At 32.5% G+C, this 12,989-nt stretch carries 14 protein-coding genes; 12 read left to right on the forward strand and 2 right to left on the reverse strand.

Annotated features, from left to right (window positions below):
- Positions 1-136 precede the first annotated feature (136 nt).
- The 9 genes from BM319_RS00810 to BM319_RS00850 all read left to right on the forward strand — a co-directional run bounded on the left by BM319_RS00810 (position 137) and on the right by BM319_RS00850 (position 8,483).
- Entirely contained in the window at positions 137-1,123 is a 987-nt protein-coding gene (locus BM319_RS00810; protein WP_091021074.1) for an aromatic acid exporter family protein, read from the forward strand.
- A 152-nt stretch (positions 1,124-1,275) separates the two neighbouring features.
- On the forward strand, positions 1,276-2,199 hold the full coding sequence (locus tag BM319_RS00815; protein ID WP_069031823.1) for a superoxide dismutase: 924 nt from the start codon (positions 1,276-1,278) through the stop codon (positions 2,197-2,199).
- Between the two features lie 144 nt (positions 2,200-2,343).
- A complete protein-coding gene (locus tag BM319_RS00820; protein WP_420488136.1) occupies positions 2,344-3,489 on the forward strand; it encodes a D-alanyl-D-alanine carboxypeptidase family protein in 1,146 nt (381 codons plus the stop codon).
- Positions 3,482-4,075, forward strand: a complete 594-nt coding sequence (locus BM319_RS00825) for a nucleoside recognition domain-containing protein (protein ID WP_069031825.1) — start codon at positions 3,482-3,484, stop codon at positions 4,073-4,075. Before BM319_RS00820 ends, BM319_RS00825 begins: the two co-directional genes overlap by 8 nt.
- Positions 4,076-4,606, forward strand: coding sequence for a spore maturation protein (locus BM319_RS00830; protein ID WP_069031826.1), 531 nt, complete (start codon positions 4,076-4,078; stop codon positions 4,604-4,606).
- Positions 4,607-5,260: 654 nt separating this feature from the next.
- The gene (locus BM319_RS00835; RefSeq protein WP_091021075.1) at positions 5,261-6,181 is read left to right on the forward strand and encodes a PLP-dependent cysteine synthase family protein; all 921 of its coding nucleotides are present in this window, start codon (positions 5,261-5,263) and stop codon (positions 6,179-6,181) included.
- 3 nt (positions 6,182-6,184) lie between these two features.
- On the forward strand, positions 6,185-7,339 hold the full coding sequence (locus BM319_RS00840) for a bifunctional cystathionine gamma-lyase/homocysteine desulfhydrase (RefSeq protein ID WP_069031828.1): 1,155 nt from the start codon (positions 6,185-6,187) through the stop codon (positions 7,337-7,339).
- Complete coding sequence (locus BM319_RS00845) at positions 7,340-7,981, forward strand: class I SAM-dependent DNA methyltransferase (protein WP_091021076.1); 642 nt, start codon at positions 7,340-7,342, stop codon at positions 7,979-7,981.
- A 28-nt stretch (positions 7,982-8,009) separates the two neighbouring features.
- Complete coding sequence (locus BM319_RS00850) at positions 8,010-8,483, forward strand: S-ribosylhomocysteine lyase (RefSeq protein ID WP_069031830.1); 474 nt, start codon at positions 8,010-8,012, stop codon at positions 8,481-8,483.
- A 454-nt stretch (positions 8,484-8,937) separates the two neighbouring features.
- Here the strand turns inward: BM319_RS00850 and BM319_RS00855 are convergent, their stop codons facing one another.
- On the reverse strand, positions 8,938-9,210 hold the full coding sequence (locus BM319_RS00855; protein WP_069031831.1) for a hypothetical protein: 273 nt from the start codon (positions 9,208-9,210) through the stop codon (positions 8,938-8,940).
- Positions 9,211-9,278: 68 nt separating this feature from the next.
- The gene (locus BM319_RS00860) at positions 9,279-9,557 is read right to left on the reverse strand and encodes a hypothetical protein (protein ID WP_069031832.1); all 279 of its coding nucleotides are present in this window, start codon (positions 9,555-9,557) and stop codon (positions 9,279-9,281) included.
- Between the two features lie 241 nt (positions 9,558-9,798).
- Between BM319_RS00860 and rluB the strand changes: the two genes are divergently transcribed.
- The 3 genes from rluB (at position 9,799) to resB (ending at position 12,980) form a co-directional block, all read left to right on the forward strand.
- Complete coding sequence (rluB, locus tag BM319_RS00865) at positions 9,799-10,527, forward strand: 23S rRNA pseudouridine(2605) synthase RluB (protein WP_069031833.1); 729 nt, start codon at positions 9,799-9,801, stop codon at positions 10,525-10,527.
- A gap of 280 nt (positions 10,528-10,807) precedes the next feature.
- On the forward strand, positions 10,808-11,335 hold the full coding sequence (gene resA / locus BM319_RS00870) for a thiol-disulfide oxidoreductase ResA (protein ID WP_069031834.1): 528 nt from the start codon (positions 10,808-10,810) through the stop codon (positions 11,333-11,335).
- A 28-nt stretch (positions 11,336-11,363) separates the two neighbouring features.
- Entirely contained in the window at positions 11,364-12,980 is a 1,617-nt protein-coding gene (gene resB, locus BM319_RS00875; RefSeq protein WP_091021077.1) for a cytochrome c biogenesis protein ResB, read from the forward strand.
- Positions 12,981-12,989 lie beyond the last annotated feature (9 nt).

Raw genomic sequence — 12,989 nt, forward strand, 5'->3', positions numbered from 1 at the left:
AAGAGAAAAAGACTAGAAAATTTCTAGTCTTTTTATTTTGTACAAAACTCCAAAAAAATTGGATATATCTAGTAATTTTTATCTAAGATACGTTACAATACAATAGAAATTTCTTTGTAAGAGAAGAGGATTAGTAATGAAACAAATGTATTCAATTGGACAAAGGACAATCAAAACAGCAATTGGAAGTGGTATATCCCTATTAATTGCAGAAGCTCTACATTTACAAAATTACAGTACTGCTGCTGTAGTTACACTATTAAGTATTCAAAATACAAAACGCAGATCATTTATTGTTGCAATTCAAAGATTTGTTGCATCAGTTATAGCCATGTTAATAGGATGGATGATGTTTGAATTTTTAAGCTATACGCCATTAACAGTTGTCATTTATTTTCTTTTAACGATCCCCTTGTTAGTCACATTGAAGTTACAAGAAGGGATCATTCCGAGCTCAGTTATCGTCTTACAAATTTATGTGAGTAGCGATAAATCAATCTCTTTCTTATTAAATCAAGTTGAAATTTTAGCAGTTGGGATTTTAATTGCATTAATTATGAATACATATATGCCAAGTATTGAGAAGAAGATGATTGAATCTCAAAAGAAAATCGAACAAAATTTTAAAATGTTACTGCTAGGTATTGCTTTAAAAATGAAGGGTAAGGATGAAGATTCACAAAATGATTTAATTGATGAAACTAAAATGCTTTTACATACGGCGAAAACTTTAGCTTATAGGCAAGTTGAAAATAGTTTTATAAAATCGAACTTATATTATATTAATTATTTTGAAATGAGAGAACGCCAATTTGAAATCATATCGAATCAAATCATTCCTTTATTAAAAAAGGTTGAGCTAAATTATCCGCATTCAAAAATTATCGCTGAATTTTTTGAGGACACAGGTGTTTACTTGAAAGAAAAATCTACGGGGATTGAATTATTAGGGGAATTCAGTCATATGATGAATGACTTTAGAAAGATGCCTTTACCTGAATCAAGGGATGAGTTTGAGACTAGAGCTAGTTTAATGATGATTGTTTATGAATTGGAAAAAGTAATTTCATTAAAAATGGAGTTTTACTCAGAAAATCAGACTATTTTAGAGAAGTTAAACTAATCACTTTATATGAGAAGATGTGAAATTAATATCCTTTATTAAGCGAATTCTATTTATCGCGTGAAACACGTGAATACCGGTAATAGCTATAAATTTAATATCATACAATGGAAAGTAGAAGAGAAATTTATTTTCTCTGATGGAGGTGTATGATGTTAAATCAATCTGAACTCGTCACTTACTTTCAGGAGGTAGAAATCTGGTGTGCGAATGTATTACAGTTGCTGTCTGAAAGATTTGACCATATTCAAGAAAAAGAACTATTAGAATATAAAGTAAAGCTCTTGTTAAACAGAATGGGGACAAAAGGTCATTATGTAGATCAAAATTCCTTTTTGGATGAAATTAGTATGGATGTGGACGATATACAAGAACGATTAATTTCAATTTTAAATGAAGAGGAATATGATGATAGCTATGCGTATCGGGTAATAGAAGTCGAAGAGAGAGTAGGGATTGGTAAACATGAGCTTCCACCTTTACCATATCCATATAATGCACTCGAGCCATATATATCAAAAGAAATCATGATGCTGCATCATGATAAGCACCATAAAAGTTATGTAGATGGTTTAAATAAAGCTGAGATTGAATTAGAAAAGGCAAGAAAAAATAAGGCATACGATTTATTAAAGCATTGGGAAAGAGAGCTTGCATTTCATGGGTCGGGTCATTATTTGCATACTATATTTTGGAATAATTTAAGTAAATCAGGTGGAGGGCAGCCTCATGGAGCTCTTTTAAAACAAATTGAAGATGACTTCGGAAGCTATGAGGATTTTAAAGAGCATTTTACTCAAGCTGCTAAAAAAGTAGAAGGTGTCGGTTGGGCGATTTTAGTTTGGGTTCCAAGAGCGAATCGGTTGGAAATCCTTCAAACAGAAAAACATCAATTCTTTACCCAATGGGATACAATTCCATTGCTAGTTTTGGATGTTTGGGAGCACGCTTATTATTTACAGTATAAATTTGATAAAGACGCATATATTACAAATTTTTGGAACATAGTTAATTGGCCGGATGTAAATTATCGATATGATTATGCTAGTCAATTAAAATGGCAACCCTTTTATTAATTGGTGAAAAATGTAGGTGCTGGAATTGCTCAGGTTATAAATCTGAACAAGTTCAGCACTTTTTTTCTTAAAAAAAGTCATTTTTTTATAATGTAATTCGTAAACTTGTACTAATTAGGACTAACTGTGGAGTTGATGCGAAAGATGAAAAAATGGCTAGTAGTAGGAATCATTGGCTTATTTTTAATCGGGATTATGATTCCGACGAATAATGTTAAAGCATTTGGAGGAGTTAGTGCTAGAAATGCTGTTTTGATGGATCAAAAAACTGGACGAATCTTATATGGTAAAGCAATGCATGACTCTGAAAGAATCGCCAGCATTACAAAAATAATGACTGCAATACTTGCTGTAGAGTCTGGTAAAATGCAAAACACAATAACAATAAGTTCAAGAGCAGTACAAACAGAAGGATCATCCATTTATTTAAAACCTGGACAAAAAATTAAGCTGGAAGATTTAGTGTATGGTTTAATGCTTAGGTCTGGAAATGATGCGGCTAATGCAATTGCCGAGGCAGTAGGAGGTAGCATCGAAGGATTTGTTTATATGATGAACGAGAAAGCAAAAGAAATCGGAATGAGTAATACATATTTTAGCAATCCATCAGGACTAGATCAACAAGGTAAAGAGCATTACTCATCTGCTTATGATATGGCGTTATTAACGAGATACGCTATGGAAAATCCTAAATATGCAAAAATTGCAGGTACAAAAGTACACCGTGCCCCAAATACGGCAGAATCTTGGGATTATGTTTGGAAGAATAAAAACAAATTGCTTACTTTTATGTACAAGTATAGTACTGGAGGAAAAACTGGGTTTACTAAAAAAGCAAGAAGAACACTTGTTTCAACTGCTTCAAAAAATGGAATGGATTTAATTGTTGTAACACTAAACGATGGGCAAGATTGGCAAGATCATATGTCACTATTCGAGTATGGTTTCAGTAACTATCCTTTAACGAAAGTATTAAGTAAAGGTGGAATTAAAGAGGTCACGAATAAAAAATATAAGGGACATGTTTATATGAAAAATGACTTCTCTTATCCATTAGATAAAAAAGAGCGGGATCAAGTAAGAATCACAATTGAAATGCAAAAGCCGACTAAGAAAAAAATCGCTAATGATGCAATTGTTGGTAAAGCGATTATCGAATTAGAAGGTGAACAAATTGGATTTAGAAATATTTTTTATAGTGATAGTAAAGTCAAAGTATTTACGAAAGAAATAATCCAAAACGGGAAACAAGTTTTATTAAACTTAATGGGAGAGCACTCTGATGGTTAATATTATTTGGGTTGCTCTTACAATAATTGGTTTTATTTTTGCGATGATTAATGGCACCATGGACGAAGTAAATAAAGCAGTCTTTGACGGAGGAAAGCAAGCAATTACCATTATTATTGGGCTAGTTAGTGTTCTTGTTTTTTGGTTAGGTTTAATGCGAATAGCAGAAGAATCAGGATTATTAAAAATTCTTTCGAAATTATTTCAACCATTTCTAGCGTTCTTATTTCCGAGAATTCCTAAAGACCATCCAGCACTTGGTTATATTATGTCAAATATGGTAGCCAATTTATTCGGTTTAGGAAATGCTGCAACTCCACTAGGTATAAAGGCGATGGAACAACTAAAAGTATTAAATAGAAATAGTAATGAAGCAAGTGATGACATGATTACATTTTTAACGTTAAATACAAGTGCAATCACTTTAATTCCTACAACTGTCATAGGAGTTAGAATGTCCTATCATTCTTCAAATCCGACTGAAATAGTAGGTGTTACAATTCTTGCACAAGTCGTTTCATTTATTGGGGGACTCGCGGTTAATAGTTTTTTTGCAAGTAGGCGAAATCGAAAGGGGAGAAAATAAATGGGATATATGAATACGATCTCACTTTATATCATTCCATTTATTATCGCTGTCATTTTAATACATGGAACTTGGAAAAAGGTACCGACCTATGAATCTTTTGTAGAAGGTGGAAAAGAGGGTGTAACCATTGCTGTACAATTAATTCCATTTTTAGTAGGAATGCTAGTATCCATCTCGATCTTTAGAGCTTCAGGTGCTCTAGAGTTTTGTGTAGAACTTATGCGCCCCTTATTAAATTCACTAGGTATTCCTGCAGAAGTTTTTCCGCTGGCAATTATTCGACCTATTTCTGGTTCCGCTGCTTTAGGTATTACGTCGGATTTAATTAAAACATATGGACCGGATTCATTTATTGGAAGACTAGCATCAACTATGCAAGGTAGTACAGATACAACACTATATGTTCTAACGGTGTATTTTGGAGCGGTAGGTATTCGTAAAATGGGTGACGCATTAAAAGTAGGATTAATCGCAGATGCAATCAGTATTATTTTTTCAATTATTTTTGTGACAATGTTCTTTTCTTAACTAAAGCCCAAACGATTAAAAAGTACTTTACAGAGTGTTCAAATATAAAATAATCAAATGTATATATTAATAAACATTATTATAATTTAATTCATCTTTTTGATGATTTAATAATGATTTTAAATGTTAATATATCTGATCAAGAGCTAATTTTTTAAAAAAAGTTCAGATGATTATTATAATACATTGATATTCGATCTTATTTGACCTACAAACAGATTAATATGCAGTTATATTACTCTAAGTAAAGGATATTAGATTAGGTTTTTAGTGTAACCATTTTTTTAGGAACAAGTTGATTGGAACGAAGGGATGCTCGACTCCTATGGGATATGCGGGAAGGCTGAGACCCCGCAGGCTCGCCGAGGAGGCTCAGGTCTCGCCCCATGGAAAGCGAGCATCCCGTAGTGGAAATCAACATCACCTTAATCCTTTTACGAAAATTTGAAAACTAAATGACAAGGTTGTTTCTCAATAACATAAAAAAGTACTTTTATTTTAGGATAAAAGTACTTTTTTATTGCGCATTTAAAATTAATATCTTATAATACCAATAAGAATAGTTGGTATTAAGACAACATTCAATTTTACCCATGTTGCATATAATGGATTGGAAGAAACTAACCTTTTTGTGACATAAAGGAGTTTGAAATTATGAAAGTTGTAAAGTCAGTACACGAGCTGATCGGATCAACACCATTGCTTGAAATTACAACATTCCCTTTACCAAAAGGAACAAGACTATTTGCAAAGCTAGAATTCTGTAACCCAGGTGGAAGTGTAAAAGATCGACTTGGAATGGAATTATTAGAAAGTGCACTTAATGAAGGTAAATTAGAAAAAGGTGGTACAGTAATTGAACCAACCGCCGGAAATACAGGAATTGGTTTAGCTCTAGCAGCTATAAAATATGGCGTAAATGTGATATTTGTTGTTCCTGAAAAATTCAGTATTGAAAAACAAACATTGATGAAAGCACTTGGAGCAAAAATTGTGAACACACCTACAGAAGATGGAATGACAGGTGCAATTAAAAAAGCAAATGAGCTATCAAAAGAAATACCGAATTCATTTGTACCTTCACAATTTAGTAATGAAGCAAATCCAAGAACCTATTACAAAACATTAGGTCCAGAGTTAGTTGACCAACTCGATGGAAAAATAGATGTATTTGTTGCTGGAGCTGGTAGTGGAGGAACATTTACTGGAACAGCTCAGTATTTAAAAGATAAATTACAAAATGTAAAAACAGTTATTGTCGAACCAGAAGGGTCAATCTTAAATGGTGGAAAACCAGGTTCGCATGATACTGAAGGAATTGGAATGGAATTCATTCCTGCCTTTGTAGATACAAACTTATTTGATGCTATTCATACAGTACTTGATTCAGACGCATTTCGTTTAGTAAAAGAACTAGCAACAAAAGAAGGACTTTTAATTGGAAGTTCCTCAGGAGCTGCGTTATATGCAAGTTTATTAGAAGCAAAAAAAGCAAAACCAGGGAGTACAATCGTAACGATTTTCCCAGATAGTAGTGAAAGATACTTAAGTAAAAACATATATAGTGAGGGATAAAAGATGAAGAAAAAGACGGCGTTAATACACGGGGGAATTAGTAGAGATGAAACAACTGGTGCGGTTAGTGTTCCAATTTATCAAACTAGTACGTATAAACAAGATGCTGTTGGCAAACATAGGGGCTTTGAATATTCCAGAACAGGCAATCCGACACGACATGCTCTTGAAGAGTTAATGAAAGATATTGAACACGGTGTTGCAGGATTTGCATTTGCATCTGGTATGGCAGCTATTCATACTGTGTTTAGTTTATTCAAGACTGGTGACCATATCGTAGTCGGCGATGATGTTTATGGTGGTACTTACCGATTACTTACAAGAGTATTATCAAATTTAGGTATTACAGCTACATTTGTTGATACAAGTAATATTACTTTAGTTGAAAATGTTATTTCACCAAATACAAAAGCAATTTTTATTGAGTCACCTAGTAATCCATTATTAAAAATTACTGATATTAAAGCAATTGCAAAACTTGCAAATGAGTATGACTTATTAACGGTTGTTGATAATACTTTTGCTACTCCATACTGGCAACAACCTCTTACACTAGGTGCTGATATTGTTGTTCATAGTGGAACTAAGTACCTTGGAGGACATAGTGACGTAGTAGCTGGAATTGTTGTAACGAATAAAGATGAGTTAGCTGAAGAATTAGCGTTTTATCAAAACTCGATTGGTGGAGTTTTAGGACCAAACGACAGCTGGTTATTACAACGTGGTATTAAAACACTTGGAATCAGAATGGAAGAGCATGAAAGAAATACACATGAAATTGTGACGTTTTTATCGAATCATCCAAATGTAAATAAAGTTTTCTATCCTGGATTATCGACGCATCCAAATCATGAATTAGCAAAACAACAAAGCAGTGGATTTGGTGGCATGTTATCTTTTGAATTAAAAGAAGGATTAGATCCAGAAGAATTTGTAGGAAAATTAAAGTGGTTTACATTAGCTGAAAGTTTAGGAGCAGTTGAAAGTCTTGTCGGTATCCCTTCAAAAATGACGCATGCTTCAATACCGAGGGAAAAACGAATTGCATCAGGAATTTCTGATGAATTAATTCGATTATCAGTTGGTCTAGAAGATTTAGAAGATTTAATTGAAGACCTAGAACAAGCATTAATATTTCAAACATCAAAGGTGAGATAAATGGGTAGAGAGTTTTTAGATGTATTTACTGGTTGGGCAGAAAGTTACGATTCATTTGTTCAAGGCCATGACCCAGAATATAAAGAAGCATTTCGACGTTATGATGAAATACTGAATGAAATTGTTAATAGAAGTGGAAACAGCGTCCTTGAATTTGGTATTGGTACAGGGAATTTAACAAAGTTACTTCTTGATAAAGGAAAAACTGTATTTCCAATCGAACCATCTCCTGAGATGAGAATTATTGCCTCAAAGAAATTAGGAGAAAATATTACGATTCACGACGGAGATTTAATTGATTTTCCAAAACCACAAGCCGGGATCGATACAATTGTAAGCTCATACGTTTTTCATCATCTTACTGATCAAGAAAAATATGAAGCTATTAAAATATATAGCTCATTATTGAACTCGAATGGGAAAATCGTATTTGCGGATACAATGTTTTTAACAGAAAACGATTATAAGAATGAAATTGCAAAAGCAGAAAATGCAAATTATATCAATCTAAGAGATGATTTAATTAGAGAATACTATCCATTAATTCCAGTTATTCGTTCACATTTTGAAAAAAATGGTTTTGATGTCAAATTCGAACAATATAATGATTTTGTATGGATCGTTGAAGCTACAAAAAAATAGAGAGATGTAATTTAGGAGGAAATAAAATATGCCATCAGTTGAAAGTTTTGAATTAGATCACACAAAAGTTGTTGCTCCTTACGTTAGACACTGTGGTACTCATGCAGTTGGTACAGACGGAGTCGTTACAAAATATGATATTCGTTTTTGCCAACCAAATAAACAAGCAATGAAGCCAGATACAATTCATACTTTAGAACATTTATTAGCATTGAACGTTCGTGAAGCAGTACCTGCGGGTGACCCTTTTAAAATAATTGATTTATCACCAATGGGATGCCAAACAGGATTTTATTTAATCATCGCTGGTACACCTTCAATTTCAGAAGTAATCACATTATTACGTAAAACAGCTGAACTTGGACTTCAAGTTGAAGAAGTACCCGCTGCAAATGAGCTTCAATGCGGCCAAGCAAAACTTCATGACCTTGAAGGCGCAAAAAAATGGTTAAAATATTGGAGCGAGCAAACAGACGAAACGTTGGAAAGTGTATTTGCTTAATAGTGAAAAACGTCATCTTATGGATGACGTTTTTTTTATTGTTGAATAAGGAAAATTGTAGAGTGTAAATAAAAAAGGTTAAACTGCAATTAAAAAGAGTAAATCTGCAAATAAAAAGGTCGAAACTGCAAATAAAATTAAGTAAGTGCAAATAAAAAAACTGATACTGCAATTAAAAATGACGGAACAGCAAATAAAAAAGTCAAAACTGCAATTAAAATGTTGTTAATTGAAAATAAGACCACGAATTATTAATAATTTTGAGTGAAACGAACAAGAATCTCGAGGATTAATCTTAAATTGAGTTGAGAAATGAACAAATCAACATCTCGAAATGGAAATCAAGTTAATACAGGCGGTTCCTTATTCATTAAAATCTTTTTCTAACAGAGTGAAAAAAACGTCATCCGAATTAGATGGCGTTTTTGATTAACTAATTTATGTCGTTTATTTATTAATTGATCACAAGAAGTAATTTTTCTTTTGGAACGGTGAATTTGATTTCTCCAATATTTTCTTCAATATCTTCAATAGTTGGAATATCATCAAAGCTTTGAATTGAAATAGCATCATCTAAGCATAATAAAATATAAGGGAAGTTAGTTTCTGTAGAGTCATAGATTAATTTGTATGCTTTTGTAGGTTTATCGGAAGTGAAAAATACATCGCCTAATTTAAACGAACCAACTGAATTATATTTTACTGCTGGATTAAAAGAATAATTCATATAGTAAGCTCCTTTTGTCATTTTACTTATTATATTATTGACGGGTTTCTAATAGATTAAACAGCAAACTAGTAATTTGCTTGAATTGTAATAGATAGTTTGTTTTTTTGAGTTACCATTGTGACTTCACCAATCCAGTCTTCAATATCTCCTAGGCTTGGCATAATGTCATAATTTTGGACTAGTCTTGCATCGGTTAATGAGACAAGTACATATGGAAAATCGTCTTCATTTTCTTCATAAACAAGCATATAGATTGTTTCATTCTTTTTAGTAATAAGTACACTACCTGGCGTAATAATTTTAGACCGGTCAAAGGCTGAGGAGTGTTTTAAAGTTAAATTCATATCTATTACCTCATTTCTGCAAATCTAGTAAATTATATGATAGATTTTTAAAATTATGATATTGAGAGAACGAATAAGGTACAAGGGATTAAGTGGAAGAATGACGATGGGCACGACTTGAAAAATGGAATTAAGGTTTAGATTTGGTGTTTAATGCAATTTATTCACAAAAAACCTTGTAGCTGCCACTTGTTTTCAATTGTATAAATCTGTATGATGGTTGAAGAGGTGAAATGATCGAATGGAAAGATTACAGAAAGTTATTGCTAGAGCGGGAATTGCTTCTCGTCGAAAAGCAGAAGAGTTAATTAAAGAAGGAAAAGTAAAAGTAAATGGTCAGGTTGTTACCGAATTAGGTATAAAAGTAAGTGGTAACGATCGTGTTGAAGTGGAAGAGATTCCGATTGATAAAGAAGAACCAGTTTACTTCCTTTTATATAAACCATCAGGTGTAATTTCAAGTGTTTCAGATGATAAAGGTAGAAAAGTGGTAACAGACTTTTTTCCAATGATTAAACAACGTATTTATCCAATTGGTAGATTGGATTTTGATACATCAGGTATCATTCTATTAACAAATGATGGAGAATTTTCAAATATACTTCAACATCCAAAATATGAAATAGATAAAGAATATATCGCAAAAGTAAAAGGGATTCCAACTAAAGAGCAGTTACGTAAATTAGAAAGAGGAATTGTACTTGAGGATGGGAAAACGGCTCCAGCTCAAGTTAAAATGATTTCACTTGATAAAAGCAAAAATACTGCAATTGTAAGACTGATCATTCATGAAGGAAGAAACCGTCAAGTCAAGAGAATGCTTGAGGCAATTGGTACACCAGTTATGAAGTTAAAACGTGAACGATATGCGTTTTTAGACTTGACTGGATTAACTCCTGGTGATGCAAGAGAACTATCACCTCATGAAGTAAAAAAATTAAGAGCAATGGCTACAGCAAAGCCACGCTAATGATAAGTCAGACGATTGATCGCTGCTTTCTTATTTAGTTACCGTTGCTATTTTTCGTCCTTATTTATAAACCGGTTAACACTTTTAGAAACTGTGTTTTAATTCAATCTGATACCTTATTTTTTCCACTACGACTCGGTAAATACCGAGTTTTTTCTTTGCTTGAAATATTTAATAATTCAGAAAAAAGATTGAAAATTTAGTCTTTTTTGAAACGTATCAAATTTCTATTCAAGAATAGGAAATAATGATATTCTATCATATGGGAGGAACTGTATATATGAAGAAAAATAGAACGTTAATACGAACAATTATCTTATTAGTTTTGGTTTGTGCAATTGGTTATACTTTTTACATAAATTTCTTTAAGAAAGATGAAGTTATTACTAAAGGTAGTAAAGCACCAAACTTTGCTATGACGGAGCTGAATACTGGTAAGAGTTATACTCTTTCAGGTGAAAAAGGAAAAGGCGTAATTGTTAATTTTTGGGGTACTTGGTGTGAGCCATGTAAGCGAGAAATGCCTTTTATGAATGAAATCTATTCGAAATATAAAGGAAAAGGGATCGAGTTACTAGCAATGAACGCAGATGAATCAAAATTTTCAGTACAAAGATTTGTAAGCGATTATAAACTTGATTTTCCAGTCGGAATAGATAAAGATCAAGAGGTTTTAAATATATATGGTGTTAACCCTTTACCAACTACGTTTTTTGTAAGTCCGGATGGGACAATAAAGAGAATCGTAACTGGTCAAATGACACCAAATTCTTTTGAAAGTTATATTAAAGAAATATTACCAAAATGATGAGTGTACATTAGTAAGGGGAAATAAAATGGAGACTTTTAAATGTGAATGTGGTCATCTTAATCATGTAGGTACTGTAATATGTGAGTCATGTGGTAAACCTCAAGATGAAAAAGCAACCGATATACTTGATATGCGCTATGAAGGGACTGCTAGAAGATCGATCGTTAATAATCAAACTTATATAGATAAAATATGGACGTTTTTTTCATCTGTAAAAGTAGCGGTTGTAATCATTCTAATTACACTAGTAGCAGCAGCTTTAGGTACTATTTTTCCGCAAAGAGATTTACTACCGCCTACTGCGAATCCTGCAACGTATTATCAAGATGAATATGGCATCTTTGGTAAAATATACGATGCAATTGGTTTGGATAATACGTTTAACTCTTGGTGGTTCATGTTACTTGTTGCATCGATTGGGATTTCACTAGTAATTTGTAGTTTAGATCGAATTTTACCACTCTATAAAGCTCTAAACAAACAAACTGTTACTAGACATCCAAACTTTTTAAAAAGACAAAAAATGTTTGGAATTAGTAGAGTTGAACATATTCCAGACGAAATAGAAAAAGCTAAAGTTAATTTACGAAAAAGAGGTTATAAAATTCGTGAAGAAAACGGCAATATCTTAGCAGAAAAAGGTCGTTTCTCTCGTTGGGGTCCATATGTAAATCATATAGGGTTAATTATCTTCCTTATTGGTGTAATGATGAGATATGTACCAGGCATGTATATGGATAAGGCCCTTTGGGTTCAAGAAGGCGAAGTAAAACCTGTCGTTGGTACAAACCAAAACTATTATATTAAATTAAATGATTTCCATATGGAAACGTATGATAAAGATAAAGAGGGTAAGGTTTATAAGAAAGCGATTGAGCGCTTTGGAAATGATAAAATTCCTAAAAACTATCAAGCCGATGTGACGCTGTATAAACGCGAAGGAAATTTAATACCAGGAGAAGATCCAAAACTTAAAAAAGTAAAAGATTATAGTATTAAAGTTAACGAACCTCTAAAGTTCCAAAACTTCGCTCTATATCAAGTAGATTATCGAATTGGTGAATTTAGTGCATTTTTATTTACATTACAAAATAAACAAACAGGTGAAAAATTAGGGCCAATCACAGTAGATTTACAAAATCCTAAAGAAGTATATGACTTAAAAAATGGATATAAAGTAGAACTTAAAAATTATTTTCCAGATTTCTATTTTAACTCTGATGGTCAACCTGATACAAAAACAAGAAAACCGAACAATCCAGCGTTTGTATTTAAAATGACTACTCCAAAAACACCAAAAGGTGAAGTAGCATTTGTTGCGATCAAACAAAATATTGAACCAAATGGTGAAAACAAATATAAAATGTCATTTGCAGGTATTGAAACAAAAGATTCAACAGGTTTAACAGTACGTAAAGATTTAACTCTTTGGTTACTAGGACTTGGAGGAGCAATCTTTATGATCGGTGTAATTCAAGGTATGTATTGGTATCACCGACGTGTTTGGATTCAGAATCAAGATGGGGAAGTTTGGGTTGCGGCATTTACAAATAAAAACTATTATGGTTTAAAGATGGAATTAAAGAAAGTGTTTAAAGACACAAAAATAGAATTGCCGATTGATCAACAAGCTAATGAATAGTGTTTAAAT

The sequence above is a fragment of the Bacillus sp. UNCCL81 genome (genome assembly GCF_900112535.1).
Taxonomy (GTDB): Bacteria; Bacillota; Bacilli; order Bacillales; family Bacillaceae_G; genus Gottfriedia; species Gottfriedia luciferensis_B.